Consider the following 23,747-nt stretch of genomic DNA (forward strand, 5'->3'; position numbering starts at 1 on the left):
GCGGTGGCCCCGCCACCTACGCCGTTCGGACGGCTCGGATCGCACATCTGGCCCTGAGACCGGGCATTGGGCATTGGGCATTGGGCATTCCGCTGCAGAAAATTCATTCGATCCTAATTCCGTTCCTGCGAGCAATTTCACGGATTCCCGCCACGGCATCTCGCAGGGCTTGCTCAAGTTTCTGCAAATTCCGACCCTGCCGATCAATTCGCAATTCATTGGAAATGGAATTCCATGCGGAGATGTAAGAATCCTCCAGCTCGATGACCGCCTCGACTATGTCGGCACGCTGATCAAATGAGAGACCAACAGCGCCCTGCATCCCCATGCTCAACTGCGCCCGGGCCGAAATCAAGTCACCAAGATGCCGAATGTGGGAGACTCCAACCTTTCTACTGAGTAGCATTTCAGCAAGCACAGCGTCGTAGTGGTCGCCGCTTTGATCCAAATGAATCACCTAACCCAGGGTCCTTCGGAGAGCAATCATTCCACGCGCACCTTCTGGAATATCTACCCCTCCAGCTCTAAGAATGGAAATACAGTAGGTTACGCAGCTATTGTGAATCCCATCATATCTGCCAAGATCCGCACCGATAGAATCTTGCTGTGCCCTCATTGCCGCCCTCACATCAGAAAGCTCAAAGGTCCGTTCGATCACATTCGGCCCAAGGGGTTCAGCGCGTGCCCCGGTCGTAGGGAGGCCATTGGGATTGCCACCGCCGTCCCAGTCGGGTATCACCTGCTCAGTTTCCAGCGAAACTCCGTCTCCCTCCACACGGATGGTGGCGTGTTCCATGTCCTGATCCCAGCGAATAGTGGCAGTTCCATTGCAGTTGTGCACCAGGACTGGCGTGGTCCCCACCGACACGTAGTACGTGTGAACATCGCTGACCGTCAGGTTGTGAACAGCCGAAGCCTGCGCCGTCCACCGCTCGACCGCAACGATCTGGACCAACGTCCCCGCACTGGTCCGCAGCCACTCCCCACCCCGCAGATCAGTGGCATCCACCCACTCCCGAAGCGCAGGAACCCAGAACGGATGCCCATCAGTCGCCGTGACCGAGGCCGTCTTGGCACCCTTCTTGCCGTCGACGTCGACCGTCACCTTGACGAGGTGCTTGAGCCCCCGCCCCTTGATCTCAGCCGTAACAGTCTGAGCCCGCGTCTCACCGGACCGTTCATCGGTGGCGAGGACCTTGTCGCCGGCCTTGACCTTCTCGATCGGCTTGGTGGAACCGTCGGCCATGAGGACCTTGGTACCTGGGACGAAGCTGTTGCAGGTGCCGCCGCTATCGGCCTTGCCAGAGCCACCGCCCCCGCTCGACCCGCCACCACTCCCGCGTGACGACCCCCCGGAGGTGCCGCCCGGCTTGGAGCCGCTCCCCTTGCTCCCGCCACCCCCACCGGCGCTCTTCGCCGTAGAGACCTTGGGCGCGGCCTTAGCCTGGGCCTGCTTCTGAACCGGATTGCCGGTCTTCTTCTTCTGAGCGGCAGCCGCGTCAGCCGTACGTTTCGCCTGTTCCGCGGCCTTCTTCTTCGCCCGCTGAGCAGCCTCCCGTTTCGCCTTCTCAATCGCCGCCTTCTTGGCGTTCAAGGCGGCCGTCTCGGCAGCCTTGGCCGCCTTCAGGACCAACTCCGCAGCCTTCTTAGCCGCCTTGAACGACTCGATCGCCTTGATCGTCCGGTTGACGGCCTTCAAAACCGACGGGATCTTGCCGAGCTTCGTCCAGGGAATCGCGTCCACGATCAACCCCGCGCACGACCACATGTCCCCGCCGAAGCAGGCCATCGCGTCGTTGATCCCGATGAAGTCCTTCAACGTCTCCCAAGCCACCGCAAGGATGACGGACGTCAACGACTTCCCCATCATCGCCTGAGCCTGCGCGACTTGGGCCGCCGAGAGACCCGCCCCCGCCAGCGCGGCGGCACGTTCAGACGCCGTCAGCGTGATCGCCAACCCCGTCGGGTCGGACATGGTCACCGGGTTGTTGTGCGCGTAGGAGTACCCGTTGGACTGCAACACATCTTTCAGGTCCAGCACAGGGTCCGCCGACAGGAACCGCCCCACCACCGGGTCGTACAACCGCGCCCCCAACGGCTGGAAGCCCGACGCGTCGTCCCGATTAGCCCCCAGGAACCCCTTGTTGGACTGGAAGTCGACCCCGACGGTCCCGGCGCCACGCTGATTCCCGAAGGGATCCTGCTTACGGATCCGAACCGGCATCGCCCCGCCCAGCCCGAGCCCGACCTCGGCATAGGTGCTGCCTTGATGGTCCCCGGCAAGGGCGACCAGGTTCTCGGTGCTCGCGCCATACGCGTACCGCATGACCGCACCACCCGGAACGGCATACGTGCGCTGCGTGTTGATCAGCCCGCCGCCCGCAGCGACCGTCACCTCGGTGTCACCGAGGAAGAGCGTGGCCTGCTTGCCCTTCACCGCGAGCAACTGGGAACCGTCAGGCCCGTAGATGTACCGCGTGTCGTTCTGCGCGGCCCACTGCTGCTCAGGCTTGGACGCATCGCACGTCGCGAGGACGATCGCCGTGGAGTTCGCCGACGAAGCGTCCTTCACCGCGAAGCACAACCCCGAGGCGGCATGCACCAGTTGACCCGCGGACGTCCGCTTCACCTGCTGCCCCGAAGCACCAACCGCACACTTCTGAAGCTGAACCGCCGCACCCACCGCACCGGAAGCCGGCTGCGCACACCAGTCGTCGTAGATGGTGAACGTGCCCGTGTTCGCGTCCGATTGCCCCGGCGCGATCGCGAACCGCCAGCTCTGCGCAGGGGAGTTGTTGCAGGGGTAGAGCTGGATCGGCTGCCCGGCAGTCGTGACGCCACTCTTCAGGTCGAGGCACTTGTCCGCGAGACCCACGTAGGGGGTCTTACCGCGCGCCCCCTGCCCGCTGATCCGCTCGACCTTGCCGTCGTACGTCCAGGACAGCTCCTGCTTGTCACCGTTCTGGACGGACGTGATCGACTTCGTCTCACCGGTCAGCTCGTAGAGGCGCTCCGCCTCGGCCTTGACCTCCGGCCCGCCCGCAGCCGCCCGGTACGTCTTCGACACCTTCGTGAGGGTGTGCGGCTGACTGCCGTCCGCCTTGCCGTACGCGTACGACGTCACCGCGTCCAACTCGGCGGAACCCGCGAGGTTCTTCTCCGTCAGCTTCGTGCGGTTGCCGACGAGGTCGTACTCGTACTCCTGCCAGTAACCCGAACTGTCGGCGTTGGCAGCCACGTTGAGGGAGCCGTCGGGCTTCTTGGGGCCGACGCAGGACGTCTGGTCGGCAGCCGTCCACGCCGTCTTCAACTGGCCCATCGGGTCGTAGGTGAAGCACTGCCGCTCGGCGGCCTGGCCCTTGGCGTTCTCCTGGATGGAGGTGACGTTGCCCGAGGGGTCGTAGTCGTAGGTGCGCCGGGACACCTCGATTCCCGAGACGACCGACGTGTCCTTGATGTTCTCGCGGTGGACGGACTGTTGGGTCAGCGCGCCGCTGCCCTCGTCGTAGAGGGCGCTCGTCCAGACCCGGTAGGGCTGGGCGCCGAGTGTGGAGCGCAGGACCTGGCCGTGGACGTCGTAGACGGTCTCGGCGCCGTACCAGTCCTTGCCCGAGACGGAGAGCGGCTTGCCGTTCTCGTTGTAGCGGACGACGAGGGTCTCGGCGTCGAAGCGGCCCGCCTTGGGGAGGGTGGACTGCTCCAGCGCGCCGGTGTCGTTGTACGAGTAGCTGGACTTGTACGTGGTGTCCAGGCCCCAGGCGTCCTTGAGGGACTGCGGGAGGGTCAGGGACGTGGCGGTCGGCTGGTAGTCCTCGGTGTAGCCCTCGACCTTCTGGGTGTACGCCTCACCACCGGTCCAGCGGGTCGCCGCGTACGGCATGCCCTTGCCGCCGGGCGCCTTGTCGTACTCGAAGGACGCGAGCAGGGTGCCCTTGTCGTCGTTCAGGCGCTGCTGGGTGGGACGGGAGAGGACGTCGTAGTCGTTCCAGACGGTGGCGCGCTGGGTGATCGTCCGGCGGGGACGGTCGCGGTGGTCGTACTCGGTCCGTGTGGTGCCGGTGTCGGGGTCGGTCGCCGTGATCTGGCGGCCCCGGTGGTCGTACGTCCAGCTCCAAGCCTGCGTGGATTCCGCCGAGTTGGACGCCTTCTCCAGGCGGCCGTGGCGGTCGTACGTGTACTTCGTGGACGTGAAGCCGTTCGGCGCCTGGGGGTTGAAGGTGTCGAGGCGGGACGTGCGGCCCAGCGCGTCGGTGAAGACGCGGTAGGACGAGGTGCCTTGCGGGTTGACGACCTCCGACCAGTCCTCGCCGTACTTGTAACGGGTGGCCCGCTCCGGCACCGCCTCCGAGGTCGCCTCGCCGGCCGACCCGGACTTCACCTTCAGGACCGGCATCTCCTCAAGGACGCGGCCGAGGCCGTCGTACGTGTAGCGCGTGATGTTGGGGACGACGGTGTCGGCGAGCGGGCTGAAGAGGTCACCGAGCTTGGCGTCCTCGGTGAAGTAGGCGTTGTTGGTCTGCCAGATCTCGCCGGAGGAGTTGTAGAGGGTGTCGGTGATCAAGTGGCCGCCGCCGTCGGCCTCTTCCTGCGTCTGGCGTTCACGGCCGAGGCCGTCGTAGAGGGTGGCGGACTTCTCGACGCGGTCCTCGTGGCCGCGCGTGTACGTGGTGACGTACGGCGGCTTCGTGCCGTCGCGATCCGGGGTGGGCTTCGGGATCGTGTAGACGGCCTTGAAGTCGGGGACGGCGGAGGCGGACGGGGTGCGGTCGGCGCCCCAGGCCTCGACGAGACGGCCCAGCGCGTCGTACTTCGCCCGGCTGACATGGCCGTTGGCGTCGGTGGTCTTCAGCGAGGTGCCCCGGCCCGGCTCCAGTTCCTGGATCTGGGAGTGGCCGAGCGCGTTGGTCTCGGTGACCTTGAAGACCTGCCCGGTCGGCGGGTCGTAGGCGATGGTGCCGGAGTTGCCGTCCGGGTCGGTCTGCTTGACGACGCGGCCGATCGCGTCGAACTCGCTGCGGCCGTTCGGCTGGAAGCCGGTGCCGTCACCCTTGAGGGACCAGGTCTGGCTGGCCTCACCCTGCGTGCCGGCGAGGAGGGCGGCGCCGTATGCCTGGCCGTCGTAGGCGGTGCGGGTGGCGCCGCTCAGGGTGGACAGGTCGGCGAAGTTCGCTGCGGCGCAGGTGGTCGGGGAGACCAGGACCTGTTTGGTGAGGCCGATGAGGTTCTTGTCGGTCTGGTGGACGTATTCGAGGCGGGTGCAGGAATCGTCGTCGTTCTCGCGGGTGTCACCGAGGGATTCGACGAGGACGGGCAGGCCGTACGTCGGCTCGTACGTCGTCCGGGACTTGACGACGCGCTGCTTGCGCGTGTCGTCGCCGGTGCCGGAGGAGCGGGTGTACGCGATCTCCTCGGGTTCCGTGACGCGCCAGGCGCGCAGGTCGCTGAGGCCGTCGTCGCGCTTGCGCTTGGCGAGTTCCGTGGCCTCGGGGACGGTGACGGAGCGCGAGAGCCAGTCGGTGTCGGCGTCGTCGGCGTTGGTGTAGGTGAGTTCCTCGGCGATGCGGCCCGCGAAGGGCTCGCGGTCCTTGGCGATCTCGTCGCCGGTGATGTCCTTCACCGGGACGTCGTCGCCCATGCCGCGGAAGAAGCGGGTGACGGCCTTGGAGCGCCTGCTGCCGAACTGCTTGTTGTCGTCGCCGGTGATGACGGTCGTCTGCTCGAAGCCCGCGAACTGGGAGTACGTGCGGGTGGACTTCTTGGTGAACTCGGCCTCGGCGAGCTTCCAGCCGGCGTTCTTGTACCGGTAGGCCGTCTCCGTGGCCAACGCGCCGGAGATGTTGGGGAGTTCCTCGATGGAATCCACGACGTACTTGTGGAACCAGTCGATGTCCTCGACCTCGGGGTCCGGGTGCCAGTAAGTCGGGTAGCAGAGCCGGGTGTTGGCCTTCAGCGCCGCCTTGTCGTCCTTGCCGGGCAGTCCCTTGCCGGTCGCGCAATCCCCTTCGGGAGCCTTGTAGTTGACGACGGTCTCGCCGCCGTACTCGTTGATGACACGGCCGATGCGCAGGCGGGCGAAGCCGGGAGCGCTGTCCTTCTTGACGCGGTTCGGCATGTCCTCCGCGTTGCTCTCGAAGCGCACCGCGTTGAGGGTGACGGCCGCGCCGCCCGGTTCGTAGCCGGTGCGCTGCACCGACTCCAGCCACAGGGCCGTGTTCGGGCCGGTCTTCAGGGTCGGGAAGTCATGGGTGAGCGTGTACTTGTCGACGTTCTGCCGGGCGGTGGACCCCGCGACGCGCTGGGTCTCGGTGGTGATCGTCGTCAGGCGCTTGCGGCTCCAGAAGGAGGGGCCGGCGTTCCAGCACTTCCTCTTGCCGGACTGGCAGTTCAGGTCGGCCGGGGTGTCGTACCAGATGCGGTACTTGCTCGGGTCCTTGTCGGCGAAGTCGGCGTCGGAGCAGACGCCGTCCTTCGGGAGGCAGCGTTGTTCGACGTGGAACAGGACGCGGGAGGTCGCGGGGGTGCGGAAGATGCTGTCGTCGACGTTGCGCTGGCCGTACTCGATGCGGTCGAGCCAGGCGGCGCGGTCGTACTCGACAGGGGCCTTGAAGTTGAAGTTGCGGGCGTAAAGGTTCTTCTCCTTCTTCCACCACAGGGACATGGCGTTGCCGTGGATGTCCTCGACGTAGTCGAGGTTCCAGCGCCAGCCCTGGGTGCAGGCGGAGTTCTTCCACTCGGACTGGTAGCAGTCCTCGTCCTTGTGGTTGCCGTAGACGGGGACCGTCAGGACGGAGTCGGTGACCGTGCCGTCCGGGGCGCCGGGCAGCTTGTGCTTGCCGAAGTGGTACTTGGTGCCGTCCCGGGTGGTGACGATCCAGTACTCGCCCTCGAAGGCGCCGTTGCCGTTGGACTTGTCGCGGATCTGCTGGACGACGGCGCCGTCACCGTTGGCGGTGGTCCACTTCCCGCCCGCCCACACCAGTTCGGTGGTCGTGCCGCCGAGGGAGAGGGTCGCGTTGTTCGAGCCCCAGCACAGGTCGGAGGTGCGGTGGGTCTTGTTGTTCGAGCCGTCCTTCTTGGAGTCCTCGCGGCAGGTGGCGTACGAGCGGGTGATGGAGCCCGGGTTGTAGTCCCAGCCGTCGCCGATCCAGGAGGCCTGGTTGTTGGTCGCGGAGGTGCGGCCGTCGACCGTCTGGGAGGAGTAGCCGAGGCTGACCTTCGGTGTGAGGCCGCCCGCCGACTCCGGGACCTGGACCTGGTAGCCGTAGGTGAAGGCGCCCGAGGAGGAGCCCGCCGACCAGGAGCCGGAGGACAGCAGCGGGGTCGCGTTGAAGTCGCCGGAGGTGGAGGAGCCGGTGTCGAGGGCGCCGACCACGCGGGAGCCGGAGGCGGCGGTGGCGGCTGCGGTGCGGACGGAGGCGCCGGAGGTGACCGGTGTCCCGCTGTCGTCGGCCAGCAGGTCGGCGACCGGCACCGTGCCCGTCAGGATCGTGCGGGTCTTCTCCTGCTTCGCGGCGGTGATCTTCGCGGGGGCGTCGGCCGCCGGGACCTCCTCGACCGTGCTGGAGAGCCGCTCGGGCGGCGCGTCCGCGGTGGCGGACATGGTCGTGACGCCGTCCTCGGCCGCGCAGTCGCCGCTGCCGGGGGCCTCCAGGACGCAGTCGGGCAGCAGCATGAGGCCGAAGCGTTCGGCGGCCTGCGGGCCGTAGAGGTCGGCGAAGGCGGTGGTGTCGACGGCGATGGTGACCTGGGCGGCGGGGTCGGCCGTGGTGGGCGGGGTGACGCGCATGATCAGGCCCGCGGCGCCGGCGTCCTGGGAGACGGCCGGTGAGGCGAGGTCGACCTGCCAGTCACCGGCGACCGTCGCGGCCTGGGTGCCCTTGGGCACGCCGATCGCGATCGGCAGGTCCTCGACGGGGACGGTGGTGCCGGGCGCGGTGTCCTGGGTGAGCTTCGCGACGCCACTGTCCTCGGCCCACGGGGTGACGGCCTTCGGCACGTACGGCTCGACGGGGACCTCGGGGGCGGTGGTGAGGTTCTTGTCCGCCTGCTCGTCGCCGTCGAGCGGGTCCGTCTTCGGCAGCTCGGGCAGGTCGATCGACCGCGTCATCTTGGGCGCCGGAATCGCCCATGCCTGCGCGTTCAGGCTGGTCACAGTCAGTACCGAGGACAGCAGCAGGACGGTCGCCACGCGGCCGTGGCGGCGCCGCAGCCATGTCAGAGGACCTTGAGCACGCATACGCGTCGAACCCCACCCAGGCGATGCAGACAACAGAGATGGTCGGCAGCCTGTGGCATGTCCACCGCATGGTTCAAGTGTCTTGATCTGGAAGGGAATCGTCCCTTTGAGATGTACGCCACAGGCAATTTCGCAACGGAACGTCACCGATCGGACACAAATCCCGCCGGTAAAGCCCTCACCAAGCCTCCATCACGGGTTTATAAAATTTTCATTCATGGACGAACGGTGAGAACCGTGTGATCGTGTCCGCGCCCATGTCTCCATCCGTCCTGGTTCCCACGGGGAGTAGACCGTCGTGCCCGCGCCGCCTCGCTTTCTCAGCCCCTTCGTGCGCACCCGCACCCGGCTGACCTTCGCCCTCGGCCTGGTCCTGGCCGCCGTGATCGCCGCTCTGCTGCCCTGGTGGAGTGGCGACGACTCATCAACTCCCGCTGCCCGCAAGCCGACCGAGGCCCGGAAGGCCGAGGTCGGCCCCCGTGACGAAGCCGCGGCCGTGGCCGAGTCCCGGCGTACCGGGAAGGCGGTGGTCGTCGACACGGCGACCACCGCCACCGGGATGACATGGGCGCTGCCGGACGGGCGGATGCGCACCGAGTCCGCGGCGCTCCCCCGGCGCGCGAAGAACGCCGAGGGACGGTGGGCGCCGATCGACAACCGGCTCCACCGGACCGCCGACGGCGTCCGCCCCGCCAACCCGGTGGTTCCGCTGACGTTCTCCGCCGGCACCCGGCAGGACAGGGCCGACCGGTCGTACGCGCGCAGCTCACTGACGGCTCGTCAGAAATCGTCCACGGAAACCGTGTTGGCCCAGACCGTCATCCAGGGCCACGTCATCTCCTACACCTGGCCCGGGGAGTTGCCCGAGCCGGTGCTGAGCGGTCAGCGCGCGCTGTACTCCGAGGTGCTGCCCGGCGTCGACCTGCTGATGGTCGCCCGCGCGGAGGGCGGTTTCGCCCAGCTCCTCATCGTCAAGACCCGTGAGGCGGCGGCGAATCCGGCACTCGCGTCGCTGTCGTACGGGCTGAAGTCGTCCACGGCCGTCTTCAAGTCCGACGCGTCGGCGCAGCGCGTGCTGATCGCGGACTCCTCCGGCGCGGAGGTCGGTTCCGTGCCGACGCCGTTCGCGTGGGACTCCAGCGGGCGTGACCCGGAGCTGCCGCAGGACCCGGACGCGCCGGGCGACTCCGTCGCGACGCCGGAGGAGGTGCTGGCCCTGTCCGGGCTGAACGGCATCGAGCCGGGTTCACGGCAGGCCCCGGCGCCCATGGCGCTGACCGGGGAGGGCACGGGGACGGCGCGGCTTGAGGTGAAGGCGGGTGCGACCGGGCTGCTCAGCGACCCGCAGGCCCGCTTCCCGGTGTTCGTCGACCCGACGATCCACCCGGGCACGCTGAACTGGACCATAGCCTACGAGCCGCATCCCAACGCCAGCTTCTGGAACGGCGTCAACTACAACGACGGCACACCCGAAGCGCGGGTGGGCCACGAGAAGGACACCGGCGGCACCGCTCATTCGTTCTGGCGCATGAAGTACAGCAGCAGCCTGAAGGGCGCGAAGATCACGTCCGCGAAGTTCAAGGTGCTCAACAATCACTCCTGGTCGTGTGAGAAGCGGGAGTTCCAGCTCTGGCTGACGGGCGCGATCTCGTCGGGCACGACGTGGCGGAAGCCGCCCGCCTGGACGACCGAGATCGACCGGGCGTCGTTCGCGCACGGCTGGAAATCCGGCAACTGCCCTGACAAATTCGTGGATTTCGACGTGAGAGCCGCCGCGCAGAAGGGCGCTGACAACGGCTGGTCGAGCATCACGCTGGGGATGCGCCCGACCAATAAACGCGACACCCAGACCTGGCGCAAGTTCAGGGCGGACTCGGCGGTCATAGACGTCGAGTACAACCGCCCGCCGGCCGTCCCGAGCAGCGTGACGAGCACCCCGGGCAACGCCTGCAACACCACCAAGGCGGGGGCGACGATCGGCAAGACCAACGTCGTCCTGTCCGCCAAGTCCTCCGACCCGGACGGCAACCTCAAGGGGCTGCGCTTCCGGATGTGGAAGTCCGGCGCCGCCGTCCCGGCGGGCGCCCTCGTCACCAGCCTGTCCAGCGGAAGGGCGACGTTCACCATCTCCGCCGCCAACCTCGTCGACAAGGGTGTCTACTTCTGGGACGTCCGCGCCGAGGACTCCGGTGGGCTGGTCTCCGACTACTTCCCGACCAGCGGGAGCCGGTGCACGGTGACCGTCGACGGGTCGGCTCCGCCGCCGCCGACGGTGGAGAGCGACGTGTTTCCCGAGGCCACGGACGACGGACAGACCTGGGCGAAGGAGAAGTTCGGGAACACCGGGGCCGTCACCTTCACATCGCCGGGTGCGGTGAAGTTCCGGTACGGCATCGAGGGGTTGTGGTGGAAGACCGCCGACGCGGTCAAGAAAAAGATCGACGAGACGGTCGTGGACACGTTCACCGACACGGCGCTGAAACCCCAGCACGCCGGCATCAACTGGCTGAACGTGTACGCCATCGACGCGGCCAACAACCAGAGCGTGGTCACCAACTACGGCTTCTACGTCCCGCCCCGTGACTCGGGAGACGCCCCCGGTGACGTCAACGGCGACGCGCTGCCCGACATCGTCCTGGTGAACGGCGACGGCAAGCTCCTCACCTGCGTCGGTCTGCCGGCCGGTGAACTCCAGGGGTGCATGGCCGCGTCGTACAGGTCCGGCGGAGAGCTGCACCCCGCCGGCCACTGGTACGACCCGGCGACGAACAAGGCCGCGCTGATCAGCCACTACTCCGACGCGTACCCGGGTGACGGCGTCTCCGACCTGTTCGCGGTCTCCCCCGACGGGGTCCTCTGGCTCTACCCCGGGGACGGGTACGGCAGTTTCAACATCGACAAGCGCATCCGGGTCATCCTGCCCGCCGACGCGCCCGCGCCCTCGACCTGGACCCAGATCAGGGCCGTCGGCGACATCACCGGCGACCGGCTCCCGGACCTCGTCCTGCGCTCCGGCACCTCCTTCTGGGTCCTCTCCGGGTACACCGGGGCGAAGTTCCAGACGGCCACGATGATGAACACCGACGCGTGGGCCCGGCGCGACATCGTCAACATCGCCGACGTCAACGGCGACAAGACGCCCGACATGCTGTGGCGCAACCTCGACAACGGGAACATGTACGTCCGCCACGGCAAGCCCGGTTCCGTCACCGGCAGCGTCGACCTCGAATCCCTCAAGGTGGGCTCCAGCTCCCTCAGCGGCCAGGACGTCGCCTACGGCACCGGCTGGGCCGAGTCCGCCGTCTCCACCGCCCTCGGCATCCCCGACGTCAACGGCGACGGCGTCCCCGACATCTGGGCGCGGTCCGCGGTCGACGGGCAGATGCGGATCTACTATCCGTCGCGGACCAACACGAACGCGGCGGTGAAGGTGGTGCTGTCGACGGACTGGCGGACGGTGAGGTCCATGAGCTGATCCATGCTTCGGGGTGACCCACAGCGCACCCGACGCGGGCCCGGCTGCTTCCTGGGAGGGAGACGCAGCCGGGCCCACCTCGTGCCGGGGGCGCACAGCCGAGACGCTCACGCTCACTCGTCACAGTGATCACCGACCCGCCAAGTAACCGTTCTCTGCTCATCCGGGTTGTTCCGGGGACGGTGCATGCGACCGCCGTGGGGGCGACACCCGTGCGGACGTTCGAGTACAAGGCGTGCGCGCATCTCTACGTAAGTGGCGTGCGGCGGGTGAGTCAGTGTCATCACGTGACGAAGTGAGGGGTGTTGTGGGCGAGGAGCGGCGGGAGGCGTGGTTGCGGTGGGTCGGGGTCGGGGGGTTTGTGGGGGGAGTTGTGGCCGGGCTGGGGTTCTTCGCGTTCTTCCCAGGGTTGCCGCATGTCATCGACTGGGGTGCGGTGATCGTCGCGTTGGGGGTGGGGGCGGTGGCCAGGTGGGGGTGTCTCGTGTGGGGGCGCAGGAGACTGAACGGGCGGGCGTGATCAGGCCGTTCGCTTGCGGGGTGTCGTCTTCTTCGCCGTGGCCTTCTTCTTCGGCGCCGTCTTCTTCGGTGTGCGCTCGGGGAGTTGGCGGACCTCGGCCTCCTCACCCCGGGACGCCTTCGCGGCGTTGACGCTCTTCTCCAGCGCGGCCATGAGGTCGAGGACCTTGCCGGAGGCGGGGGCGGCGGGCGTCTCCGCAGGGGTCTCGCCGGAGGACTTCGCGGCGATCAACTCCTCCAGCGCTTCCCGGTATTCGTCGTGGAGGTCGGCGAGGTCGACCTCGCCGAGGGTGTCCATGAGGACGTCCGCGAGGTCCAACTCCTCGGGCCGGATGGTGACTTCGGTCTCGGGGGCGACACCTTCGGGAACCCGGACCTCGTCGGGCCAGAGCAGGCCGTGCATGGCGATCGCGTCGCCGACGACGCGCAGCATGCCGAGGCGTTCACGGCCCCGCAGCGCGTACTTGGCGACGGCGACGCGGTTGCTGCGCTTCAACGCCTCGCGCAGCAGCGTGTACGGCTTCGCGGCGGGGACGCCGGCCGCCGCGAGGTAGTACGCCGTGTCCATCTGGAGGGGGTCGATCCGGTCGGCCGGGACGAAGGCGACGATCTCGATGGTGCGGGCGGTGGGGAGGGGGAGGTGGGAGAGGTCGTCGTCGGTGATGGGGACGATCGTGCCGTCGGCCTCCTCGTACCCCTTGCCGATCTCGGCCGTCTCCACCTCGCGGTCCTCCAGTTCGCAGACCTTGCGGTAGCGGATCCGGCCGCCGTCCTCGGTGTGGATCTGGCGGAAGGAGACGGAGTGGCTCTCGGTGGCGTTGACGAGCTTGATCGGGATGCTGACCAACCCGAAGGAGATCGCGCCGTTCCATATGGATCGCACGGTTCGCTTCCTTTCCATCCCGATAATCTCCGTTTTGCGGGATTCTTATCCTATGACGCCCATCACCTCCGTGGACGGCCGGCGGCTCGCGCTCAGCAACCTGGAGAAGGTGCTGTACCCGGCGGACGGGTTCACCAAGGGCGAGGTGCTGCACTACTACGCGACGATCTCGGACGTCCTGCTGCCGCACCTGCGGGACCGCGCCGTCTCGTTCCTGCGCTACCCGGACGGCGCGGCGGGCCAGGTCTTCTTCACGAAGAACGTCCCGCCGGGCACCCCCGAGTGGGTCACGAAGGCGCAGGTCACGCGGTCGGACGGGGCTGCGCGGATGGTCGTCGTCCAGGACCTGGCGAGCCTGATGTGGGCGGCGAACCTGGTCGCCGAGTTCCACACGCACCAGTGGACGGTGCTGCGGCCCGACCTCGCCGACCGGCTGGTCCTCGACCTCGACCCCGGCCCGCCCGCGAGCGTCGCCGAGTGCTGCCGGGTCGCGCTGTGGCTGCGGGAGCGGCTCGCGGCGGACGGGATCGAGGCGTTCGTGAAGACGTCCGGCGCGAAGGGGCTGCACCTCCTGGCGGCGGTGCGCGACGCGTCGTCCGAACGGGTGAGCGAGTACGCCAAGCGGCTCGCCGTCGAGGCGGAGACGGCGCTGCCGGATCTCGTCGTCCACCGCATGAACCGGGGTCTGCGCCCCGGCAAGGTCTTCGTCGACTGGAGCCAGAACGCCGCCCGCAAGACGACCGCCGCCCCGTACACCCTCCGCGCCCGCCCGACGGCCACGGCCTCGACGCCGGTGCGCTGGGCGGAGGTGGCGGCCGGATCCGACGGCGGTGGTCTCGCGTTCCGCGCGGGAGACGTCGTCCGACGGGTGGCGGAGTACGGGGATCTACTGGCCCCACTGTTCGACGCGGACCGGGCGGGCCGGGTCCCCTAGGTGACGCCCCGTACCCCTCCGGTCCCCCCGCCCCTCATACCTTCCCCCACGTCCCCCGGTCCCGGGCCATCGCGTGCAGCGCCTCCACATCGGCCGGTTTCAGCACCCCGCCCTGCCGCCCCAGCTCGGGCAGCGCGTCGTCCCGTAGGACCCGTACCTCCCGCAGGGGAGCCGTCACCCGTACCTCGCTCGCGCCGACGACCGCGAGGACGGGCCGTACCTCGGCGGTCAGCGCGTACGACGCCCTCGCCGCGTCCGCGCGGACCCGGCGCAGGAGGGGCTGGGCGTCGCGGCGGCCCAGGGTGACCATGGGGTCGGCGACGATGACGCGCACCTTGCGGGCGTACACGGTGTGGACGGCGTAGAGGCCGGCGGGGCCGATCGCGAGGTGGTGGAGGCGGTCGCCGCCGGGCAGGGGCACCGAGTGCAGGGTGTGCCAGCCGGCGCCGTCGAGGGCGTCGAGCGCGTCGCCGACGGTCTGCTCGGCGGCCAGGGCCCGGCGCCGGGGGTCCGGGCGCAGGCGGGAGCCGGTCGGCGGGGTGCGGTCGAGGGCGACGAGGAGGGCCTCGCCGGGGCGGTTGGGGGCGAGGTCGTCGTCCGGGTGGAGGGAGAGGAGCGCCAGTTCGGCGGGGGTGGGGACGGGGGGCGGGCCGACCGTGACCGGGCCGGTGAGGAACGGGGCGAGCGCCGTCATGACGTCCGCTCTGCTGTCGTCGCTCAGCAGGTTGACCCTGGCCGCCTCACGGTCGTACCAGGCGATGTTCCGTCCGTCGGTCAGGCAGACGTAGAGCCGTTCCTGGCCGTGGCGCCAGGTCGGTACGACGCGCAGTCCCGTCATGCACCATCACCCCATGGACCATGGGAACAGGAGCGGTACGCCAGGGGCAAGAAGGCGGTTACCTTTGGCGCGAGTTGGGCAGGCCACTGGCAGATCCCTTGCACACGTCCCGTAATACCTCCGAGGCAGATTCCGGTGAGCGCGCGTTGGGGAGGCGTTGTTGCGGACCCGCAGGAAGCAGCCCGATGTACCGGCCCCCGACAGCCCGTGGAACGAGATCGTCCCCGGCCTGTGGATGGGCGGGCACGAGTTCCGGGGCCGTTCCGGGCAGGTGGAACGGGCCGTCGTACGCGATCAGTTCGACCTGGTGCAGACGCTGCTGCGCCTGCCGGGGTACGGTCCCGGCTCCACCGTCGAGCACCACGTCTGGGACATCCCGGACGGCCCTCTCGACGGTACCCAGCTCGCCGGCGTCATCCGGCTCGCCCGCGCGGCCAGCGAGGCGCTCGACGAGGGGCGGCGGGTGCTGGTCCGCTGCTACCACGGCTACAACCGCTCCGGCCTCGTCGTCGCCCACGCGCTGGGACTTCGGGGGTACGGGGCGGAGGAGGCGATCCGGCTGATCCGGGGGCGGCGGTCGCCCTGGGCTCTGCACAACGAGTTGTTCGTCGAGTACCTGCGGGCGGGGTTGCCGACGGCCCGGTTACTGGAGGAGCTGGCCGAGTGAAGGGGTGAGTAATCGTTTCGCCTTCTTCTTCCTCTCTTCACACCCTTCACTTCCCCACCCGAATACTCACGACTAAATCCCTACAAATCCCGGCCCTGTCACCCCCGTAGTACCCCCCTCTTGCCCATCCCTTGGTCCAGCCCGGTACGCAAAAAGGACTTCCGCACGAATAAGGTGAACGGGATCAGTGTTCCGTTCGGCCCACAGGAGTCCCTTGAGTCTCGCCCGGCGTCTTCGTCTCGCGCTCGTCGTCGTGCTGTTGGCGGCGGCGGGAGTGGGGTGCGGTGACGCCGGTGGGGTGCGGGGGGCGGGGCCGACGGCGGTCGCGAACAGCCCGGAGCGGCTGTGGCCGCAGATCAAGCCGGCGTCGAGCCCGGCGTGGGATCTGGACGAGGCGGAGACGCGGGTGGTCAAGGGGATCACCGTGCCGGGGGACGACATCCGCCGGGTGGACCCGGTGGCGGTCGTCCGCGCGGAGATCGCCTCCGACCCGAGCGACTACGCGGGCGCGAAGGCGCCGTACCGGGACACCGGGCGGCTGATGGACAGGTGCGGCACGCCCGGGAAGGGCGAGTGCCCCGTACTCCAGCCGTACTACCGGGACCTGACCGGGGACGGGAAACCCGACCTCACCCTCGGGTTCCGGCTGCACCCCGGCGACCTCACCGCCGTCCGCGTCTACACCGTCGAATCGCACCGGCTCGTGCAGGTCATGTCCTGGGAGGACGCGGTCAGCGCGGTGGAGCTGGCCGGGCGGTCGGTGATCATCCGCTCGCCCTCGGACCTCGCGGACTACGAGTACCGCCTCCAGTGGACCTGGGACCCGGAGCAGAAGGCGATGCTCCTCACCCACGACGAGATGCTCCGCACGGACGGCCGCCGCATGCCGAGCGGCAAACGCCGTGGCGCCCCGTCCGTGACCCACCCGTCCACCACCCCTCAGCCGCTCCCGTCCGCGACGCCCCGCCCCTCGTACTCCTCGTACTCCCCCGCGGCGGGCACGTCGGACGTCGTACCTGGGGTGTACGGGGTGTACGGGGCGTCAGGGTTGTCCGGATGAGCCCCCCGCGCCTCATCCGCAACCCCCGCTGGACCCGCACTCTCGCCTTCAAGACCGCGGCGTTCATCACGGTGATGTGCTGCGGGCTGGCGACGATGCTGGGCATCCTCGTGCACGTCCAGGTGACGAACCAGACGGTCGGCCAGTCGAGGAGCGTCGCACTGTCGAGGCTCGCGGAGGCGACGGACGCGTACGAGGCGGGCGACGCGCTGTCGCCGAACGCCGGGGTGGACCCGGCCGGGCTCCCCCGGGAGCTGAAGGCGCTGGCGGCGGCGGGTGAGCGGGGGACGATGGTCGCCGAGCACCGGGGCCGCCCCCTGATGTGGGCGGCGGGCCCGGCGGCCGGCGGCAAGGCGCTGGCCGTCGCCGTCGAGTACGGCCAGCAGGCCCGCACGATCGAGGCGCTGGACAACGCGATCCTGTGGTCGTCGGGCCTCGCGATCGGCGTGACGCTGCTGGTCGGCGCGGTGGCCGTGGCCCGCGTGACCCGTCGGCTCCAGGCGACCGCGCAGGTCGCCCGCCGGATCAGCGCGGGCGATCTGGACGCCCGGGTGGACGACCCCCTCGCGAGGGAGTCCCGGCAGGACGAGGTCGCGGCGGTGGCGTCGGCGCTGGACCGGATGGCGTCGTCGCTCCAGGGCAAGCTGCTGAGCGAACAGCGCTTCACGGCGGACGTCGCGCACGAGCTGCGCACCCCTCTCACCGGCCTGCACGCGGCGGCGGAACTGCTGCCGCCGGGCCGCCCTACGGAGCTGGTCCGCGACCGGGTCGCCGCGCTGCGGACGCTCACGGAGGACCTGCTGGAGATCTCCCGGCTGGACACCGGGAAGGAGCGACTCGACCTGGGTGCGGTGGAGTTGGGCGCGCTGGCGCACCGGGTCGTGGCGGCTTCGGGTGCGGCGGCGGACGTCGTCGTCGTACAGGACAGGGTCGTGGAGACGGACCGGCGGCGGCTGGAGCGGGTGCTCGGGAACCTGGTGTCGAACGCGCACCGGCACGGGGCGGGGCCGGTGGTGGTGACGGTGGACGGGCCGGTGGTGTCGGTCCGGGACCACGGTGGGGGGTACCCGGAGTACCTGGTGCTGCACGGGCCGCAGCGGTTCCGCACCGAGGGCGGGGCGCGGGGGCACGGGCTGGGACTGACGATCGCGGTGGGGCAGGCGGAGGCGCTGGGCGCGCGGCTGGCGTTCGGCAACGCGCCGGACGGCGGGGCGGTCGCCACCCTGACGCTGCCCTCGGGGGCGTCCCCTAGTGGCGCAACTTAAGGGGCATCCCCTACCCCTTCACCCCTAACGTGGCGGTTAGTCAGCTTTCTCCCCCTCTCTCCCGGAGGAACCGCCATGCGCTCCACCCTCGCCCGTCTCGGCATAGCCGGCGCCACCGCCGCCCTCGCGCTCGCCGCCGCCGTCGTACCGGCCGCCGCGAACGACGACTGGGGACACCACCACCATCACGACAATCCGCGCCTCTACAAGGGCGTCGTGACGGCGAACGGCGGGCTGCGGCTGCACTCCAAGCCCACGCGAGGCAGCGAGGTCATCCGAGTGGCCCCCAAGGGGGAGATCGTGTCGATCTTCTGCAAGACCCCCGGGGACACGGTCGACAGCAACCCGCTCTGGTACCTGCTGACGGACGGCACCTGGGCGTGGGGTGCCGCGCGGTACATCGACAACATCGGCCCGGCGCCGCGCTGGTGCTAGCGCCAGGCTCACAAGGAGCACCATTTGGGTAGGTTCCGGACATGACGAGCGCCGGTATCGGAATCGCCGCGGCCGACGCGGCCGTACGGCTCCCCCGGCGCCGCGGCCTCGAACTGGCCCTGCTCGTCGTCGCCGTCCTGCTCTGCGTGTCGGGCTACTGCGCCGTGGGGCTTGCGAAGAGCGGCTCGGTGCCGCCCGGCGCCGCGGGTTACGGCGCCGGGCTCGGGGTGCTCGCGCTCTGCGCGCACCTCGCGGTCCGGCTGCGCGCGCCGTACGCGGACCCGCTGCTCCTGCCGATCGGCGTACTCCTCAACGGCATCGGCCTGGTCCTCATCCACCGGCTCGACCTGGAGACCCCGGGCGACCGCGCGGCGCCCGCCCAACTCATCTGGTCCGCCTCGGGAGTCGCCCTCTTCACACTCGTCGTCCTGGCGCTGCGCGACCACCGGGTCCTGAAGCGGTACGCGTACGTCAGTGTCGCCGCCGCCCTCGCGCTGCTGACGCTCCCGGTGCTGTTCCCGGCCGTCAACGGGGCCCGGATCTGGATCAGGATCGCCGGATTCTCCATCCAGCCGGGCGAGTTCGCGAAGGTGCTGCTGGCGGTGTTCTTCGCGGCGTACCTCGCGGACAACCGCACGGCGCTCGCCTACGCGGGCCGCAGGATCTGGTTCATGCAGCTCCCAACTGGCCGTGTCCTGGGGCCGATCGTCGCTATCTGGCTGATCAGTGTCGGCGTCCTGATCCTCGAACGCGACCTGGGCACCTCGCTGTTGTTCTTCGGGCTGTTCGTCGTGATGCTGTACGTCGCCACCGGGCGCACCGGCTGGATCGCGGTCGGCCTGCTGCTCGCGGCGTTCGGCGCGGCGGCCGTCAGCGCGCTGGAGCCCCATGTGCACAGCCGGGTCGAGGACTGGCTGCACCCGTTCGCGTCGATCGACGCGGGTCTCGGACCGAACCAACTCGCCCAGTCCCTCTTCTCGTTCGCGGCGGGCGGCGTCCTCGGCACCGGCCTCGGGCTCGGCCACTCCGTCCTGATCGGCTTCGCCGCGAAGTCCGACTTCATCCTCGCGACGGCCGGCGAGGAGCTGGGCCTCGCGGGCTTGTCTGCGCTCTTCCTGCTCTACGGCCTGCTGGTGGAACGCGGTTACCGCGCGGGCCTCGCGCTGCGCGACCCGTTCGGGCGGCTGCTGGCCGTCGGGCTCTCGGCGATCGTCGCGCTCCAGGTGTTCGTCATCGCGGGCGGCGTCACCGGGCTGATCCCGCTGACGGGCATGGCGATGCCGTTCCTCGCGCAGGGCGGTTCGTCGGTGGTGACCAACTGGGTGATCGTGGCGCTGCTGATCCGGCTGAGCCACGTGGCGCGGAAGGGGGAGCGGTGAAGAGCGATCCGCGCATGACCCGGCACATCCGGCACGCCGCCGTCTTCTCCTGCCTCCTGCTGCTGGCCCTGCTGGTCAACGCGGCCCGCGTGCAGGTCGTGCAGTCCCCGTCGTACGACGGCAACCCCGCCAACCGCCGTACCGCCATTGCCCGTTACGCGGCCCCGCGCGGCGACATCCTCGTCGGCGGCGCCCCCGTCACCGGCTCCCGGGACAGCGGGGAGCAGCTGCGCTATGAACGGACGTACCGGGACGGGCCGTTGTACGCGCCGGTGACGGGGTTCTCGTCGCAGCAGTACGGGACGACGCTCCTGGAGCACAGCGAGGACGCCGTGCTCTCCGGCACCGACCCGTCGTTGTCGGCGTTCCCGATCCTGAACGGCGTGACGCGCGCCCGCCCGCCCGGCGGGCGGGTCGTGACGACCATCGACCGCCGTGCGCAGCGCGCCGCGTTCGAGGGCCTCGGGAACCGGAAGGGCGCGGTGGCTGCCGTCGAGCCGTCCACGGGGCGGGTGTTGGCGCTGGTGTCGACGCCGTCGTACGACCCGGCCGCGCTCTCCGGGAACGGGGCGGCCGTGCGGCGGGCGTGGGCGCGGCTGAACGGTGATCCCGATCAGCCGATGCTCAACAGGGCGGTACGGCAGACGTATCCGCCGGGGTCGACCTTCAAAGTGGTGACCGCGGCTGCCGCGTTGGACGCCGGTGTCGTCAACGACCTTGACGCGCCCACCGATTCGCCCGCGCCCTACACGCTGCCGGGGACGACGACGAGCCTCACGAACGAGGGGCCGGGGTGTGAGGACGCGCCGTTGCGGGCCGCCTTCGAGTGGTCCTGCAACACGGTGTTCGCGAAGCTCGGGGTGAGCGTGGGGGTGCGGAACATGGTGGCGACGGCGGAGGCGTTCGGGTTCAACGACCCGGGCGTGCGGATCCCGTTCGCGGTGGCGCCGAGCACCTTCGACCGGACCGTGGATCAAGCCCAGTTGGCGCTGTCGTCCATCGGGCAGTACAACACGCGGGCGACGCCGCTCCAGATGGCGACGGTCGCGGCGGCCGTCGCGAACGGGGGGCAGGTGCGGACGCCGTACCTCGTGGAGCGGACGACACGGAGGGGTGGGATGACGATGTCGACGGCCGGGTCGCGTCCGGTGCGGCAGGCGATGCATCCGTCAACCGCCCTTCGGCTGCGGGAACTCATGGAAGGCGTGGTGCGGGAGGGGACCGGCACCAACGCCGCGATCCCCGGCGCCGTCGTCGGCGGCAAGACCGGCACCGCACAGCACGGCGTGGGCAACTCCGGTACCCCGTATGCCTGGTTCGTGTCCTGGGCGCAGGGCGAGCGGGATCCCGAGCCCCGCGTGGCGGTCGCCGTGGTCGTCGAGGACGGCTCGGCCGACCGGGGCGACATCACCGGCGGGGACGTCGCGGCGCCGATCGCGCGGGCGGTGATGGAGGCGGTGCTCACGTCGTGAGACGGGGGGTGCCGGGGACGGGGACCCCGACCTAACGTTCGGCCATGACCTCCCACGAACTCGCCCAGGTGAACATCGCCCGCCTCAAGTTCCCCTTGGACTCACCGGAGTTGAAGGACTTCGTCGACGCTCTGGACCCGGTCAACGCAGTCGCGGACGCCGCACCGGGGTTCGTCTGGAGGCTCCAGTCCGACGACGGTGACGCCACCGGCATCGAGGTCTTCGGGGACCGCTGGCTCATCATCAACATGTCGGTCTGGCAGGACACCGACGCGCTGACCGCGTTCATGTACCGAGGGCGGCACCGGGAGTTGCTCCAGCGGCGGCGGGAGTGGTTTCAGAAGGCCGTGGAGGCGATGGCCGTGCTGTGGTGGGTGCCGGCGGGACATCGGCCGACCGTCGCGGAGGCGGAGGCACGGCTGCTGCACCTGCGCGCGAACGGACCCACGCCGTACGCGTTCACGCTGCGGACGTCGTTCGCGGCGGGGGTGCGCGAGGCGGTGGCGGGAGAGGTGCCGGAGGGGTTGGGGTGCGGGGTGTGAGAGGCGGGGTGTGAGGGGTGGGGTGTGAGAGGCGGGGCGGATCGGCCACCGGGGTGTGCGGGTGGGGGTCAGATCGGCTTCCGGAGTTCCTCGCGGACCTTCAGCGTCGTCCGTGCCGCCGCCTCCAGGTCGACGTCCTCCACCTTCTGGGCGAGCGACTCGGGTGAGACCTCGGCGACCGTCGCGCCCGTGTTGCCGTCGACCCAGGCGCAGACGGGGTAGGTGAGTTTGGTGCCGAGCCGCTCCTGGACCGCGATCTCGCAGGTGATCGTGAGATCGGCGCCGGGCAGGTTGTAGTCCTTGGGAGCTACTGCGATGGACGTGTTCTCGGCCTCGCCGACGCCCTTCATCATGCTCTTGCGGGAGGCCGCGGTGTCCTTGAAACGGCCGTACATCCCGGAGACGACCAGGCCACCCTTGGTCCGGCCGGCGCTCGCGTCGTACCGTCCCACGACCGCCTTGACGTCGCGCGCGTTCCAGGCGCCGCTCTCGCTCTCGATCTGCTCGCCGAGGGTCTGCGACATGTCCTCGCCGAACCGGTACTCCCCGTCGAGCAGCGTCGTCGGCAGCGTCAGTTTGTACCTGGCCTCGGGGAACCCCTTGTCGGAGCCGCTGACGAAGACGAGGGAGACGACGGCGACGATGAGCAGGACGAGGGCGGAGGCGATGATCCCGAGGACGAGGCCGAGACGCCGCCTGCGCGGGGGCGGCGGGACCGGGGCACCCCAGGGTTGCCCGTAAGGGGACTGGCCGTAGGGGGGTTGACCCTGGGGAGGCTGGCCGTAGGGGGGTTGACCCTGAGGGGGTTGGCCGTAGGGCGACTGCACCCCGTAAGGGGCCTGCTGCGGCGGCCCGTAGGGGGCGGCGCCTCCGTACGCGGGCGGCTGCCCGTAGGGCCCGGGAGCGGCGGGCGGCTGCCCGTAGGGGTTCGGCGGCCCGTAGGGACCCGGGGGCGGTGGAGGCGTGGACACGCCAGAACCGTACTCCAAGCGGGGGAGGACGACGAAGTTCCGCACGGGGGATTGACGGCCTTGCTGACAAGCGGTCTCATAAGCGCCATGACGACCCTGACCGATACCGACGCCGTTGACGGTCTGCGGGACGCGCTCGGCCTGCTCAAGGACCGCGAGCAGGTGGCCGAACGGCTCCTGGCCTCCTCCGCGAAGCACTCGTTCGACCCGGACAAGGAGCTGGACTGGGACGCCCCCTTCGAGGACGGCAAGTGGTTCTGGCCGCCGGAGCTGCTGTCCCTGTACGACACCCCGATGTGGCGGCGGATGAGCGAGGAGCAGCGCATCCTGCTCTCCCGGCACGAGGCCGCCGCCCTCGCCTCGCTCGGCATCTGGTTCGAGCTGATCCTCATGCAGCTGCTGGTCCGGCACATCTACGACAAGGCGGCGACGAGCGCGCACGTGCGGTACGCCCTCACCGAGATCGAGGACGAGTGCCGGCACTCCAAGATGTTCGCCCGGCTCGTCACCCGGGGTGACACCCCCTGGTACCCGGTGAGCCGCGCGCACCACAACCTCGGCCGGGTCTTCAAGACGATCTCGACGACGCCGGGTTCGTTCACGGCGACGCTCCTCGGCGAGGAGGTGCTCGACTGGATGCAGCGCCTCACGTTCCCGGACGAGCGCGTCCAGCCGCTGATCCGCGGGGTCACCCGGATCCACGTCGTCGAGGAGGCGCGGCATGTGCGGTACGCCCGCGAGGAGTTGCGCCGCCAGATGCTCACCGCGCCGCGCTGGTCGCAGGAGTTCACCCGCGTGACGTCCGGGGAGTTCGCCCGCGTGTTCTCCGTCGCCTTCGTCAACCCCGAGGTGTACGCCAACGTCGGGCTCGACCAGCGGGAGGCCGTCGCGCAGGTCAAGGCGAGCGGGCACCGGCGGGAGGTCATACAGAAGGGCGCCGGGAAGCTGACCGAGTTCCTCGACGACATCGGGGTACTACGGGGTGTGGGGCGCCGGCTGTGGCGGTCGTCGGGGCTGCTGGCCTAAGGGTCACCCCCGTAGTACCGGAGGGCCACGGTCCGGTCCCAGCGG

15 protein-coding genes and 1 pseudogene are annotated in these 23,747 nt (G+C 69.6%); 11 read left to right on the plus strand and 5 right to left on the minus strand.

Going from position 1 to position 23,747, the window contains the following annotated elements; all coding sequences use genetic code 11:
• Positions 1-103: 103 nt before the first annotated feature.
• Together ACVNF4_RS01055 and ACVNF4_RS01060 are read right to left on the minus strand one after the other, a co-directional pair.
• Entirely contained in the window at positions 104-457 is a 354-nt protein-coding gene (locus ACVNF4_RS01055) for a hypothetical protein (protein WP_461800695.1), read from the minus strand.
• Positions 458-8,236: a polymorphic toxin-type HINT domain-containing protein gene (locus tag ACVNF4_RS01060; RefSeq protein ID WP_461800696.1), complete on the minus strand. Its 7,779-nt coding sequence runs from the start codon at positions 8,234-8,236 to the stop codon at positions 458-460.
• 298 nt (positions 8,237-8,534) lie between these two features.
• On the opposite strand from ACVNF4_RS01060, the gene ACVNF4_RS01065 reads away from it, so the two are divergent.
• Complete coding sequence (locus tag ACVNF4_RS01065; protein WP_461800697.1) at positions 8,535-11,711, plus strand: DNRLRE domain-containing protein; 3,177 nt, start codon at positions 8,535-8,537, stop codon at positions 11,709-11,711.
• A 295-nt stretch (positions 11,712-12,006) separates the two neighbouring features.
• Positions 12,007-12,231, plus strand: coding sequence for a hypothetical protein (locus tag ACVNF4_RS01070; protein WP_461800698.1), 225 nt, complete (start codon positions 12,007-12,009; stop codon positions 12,229-12,231).
• Between the two features lie 3 nt (positions 12,232-12,234).
• Here ACVNF4_RS01070 and ku read toward each other — a convergent pair.
• Positions 12,235-13,113, minus strand: a pseudogene (gene ku, locus ACVNF4_RS01075) (non-homologous end joining protein Ku); the annotation flags it as partial.
• 52 nt (positions 13,114-13,165) lie between these two features.
• Here ku and ligD point away from each other — a divergent pair.
• Positions 13,166-14,047 (plus strand): non-homologous end-joining DNA ligase, encoded by an 882-nt coding sequence (ligD, locus tag ACVNF4_RS01080; protein ID WP_461800699.1) that lies wholly within the window; start codon positions 13,166-13,168, stop codon positions 14,045-14,047.
• Positions 14,048-14,081: 34 nt separating this feature from the next.
• Here ligD and ACVNF4_RS01085 read toward each other — a convergent pair whose 3' ends face one another.
• On the minus strand, positions 14,082-14,885 hold the full coding sequence (locus ACVNF4_RS01085; protein WP_461800700.1) for a nuclease-related domain-containing protein: 804 nt from the start codon (positions 14,883-14,885) through the stop codon (positions 14,082-14,084).
• A gap of 160 nt (positions 14,886-15,045) precedes the next feature.
• Between ACVNF4_RS01085 and ACVNF4_RS01090 the strand changes: the two genes are divergently transcribed.
• The 7 genes from ACVNF4_RS01090 (at position 15,046) to ACVNF4_RS01120 (ending at position 21,705) form a co-directional block, all read left to right on the plus strand.
• Complete coding sequence (locus ACVNF4_RS01090; RefSeq protein WP_461800701.1) at positions 15,046-15,552, plus strand: protein-tyrosine phosphatase family protein; 507 nt, start codon at positions 15,046-15,048, stop codon at positions 15,550-15,552.
• 214 nt (positions 15,553-15,766) lie between these two features.
• Complete coding sequence (locus ACVNF4_RS01095; RefSeq protein ID WP_461800702.1) at positions 15,767-16,612, plus strand: hypothetical protein; 846 nt, start codon at positions 15,767-15,769, stop codon at positions 16,610-16,612.
• The gene (locus ACVNF4_RS01100; RefSeq protein ID WP_461800703.1) at positions 16,609-17,877 is read left to right on the plus strand and encodes an ATP-binding protein; all 1,269 of its coding nucleotides are present in this window, start codon (positions 16,609-16,611) and stop codon (positions 17,875-17,877) included. Before ACVNF4_RS01095 ends, ACVNF4_RS01100 begins: the two co-directional genes overlap by 4 nt.
• Before the next feature lie 75 nt (positions 17,878-17,952).
• The gene (locus tag ACVNF4_RS01105; RefSeq protein ID WP_461800704.1) at positions 17,953-18,312 is read left to right on the plus strand and encodes an SH3 domain-containing protein; all 360 of its coding nucleotides are present in this window, start codon (positions 17,953-17,955) and stop codon (positions 18,310-18,312) included.
• Between the two features lie 41 nt (positions 18,313-18,353).
• Entirely contained in the window at positions 18,354-19,691 is a 1,338-nt protein-coding gene (locus tag ACVNF4_RS01110; RefSeq protein ID WP_461800705.1) for an FtsW/RodA/SpoVE family cell cycle protein, read from the plus strand.
• Between the two features lie 14 nt (positions 19,692-19,705).
• A complete protein-coding gene (locus tag ACVNF4_RS01115) occupies positions 19,706-21,163 on the plus strand; it encodes a peptidoglycan D,D-transpeptidase FtsI family protein (protein WP_461800724.1) in 1,458 nt (485 codons plus the stop codon).
• A 44-nt stretch (positions 21,164-21,207) separates the two neighbouring features.
• Positions 21,208-21,705: a DUF3291 domain-containing protein gene (locus ACVNF4_RS01120; protein ID WP_461800706.1), complete on the plus strand. Its 498-nt coding sequence runs from the start codon at positions 21,208-21,210 to the stop codon at positions 21,703-21,705.
• A gap of 68 nt (positions 21,706-21,773) precedes the next feature.
• Here the strand turns inward: ACVNF4_RS01120 and ACVNF4_RS01125 are convergent, their stop codons facing one another.
• Positions 21,774-22,676: a hypothetical protein gene (locus tag ACVNF4_RS01125; protein WP_461800707.1), complete on the minus strand. Its 903-nt coding sequence runs from the start codon at positions 22,674-22,676 to the stop codon at positions 21,774-21,776.
• 87 nt (positions 22,677-22,763) lie between these two features.
• Here ACVNF4_RS01125 and ACVNF4_RS01130 point away from each other — a divergent pair, with 87 nt between their 5' ends.
• Positions 22,764-23,702, plus strand: coding sequence for an AurF N-oxygenase family protein (locus tag ACVNF4_RS01130; RefSeq protein ID WP_461800708.1), 939 nt, complete (start codon positions 22,764-22,766; stop codon positions 23,700-23,702).
• Positions 23,703-23,747: the final 45 nt, after the last annotated feature.

Source organism: Streptomyces sp. S6, assembly GCF_054880855.1.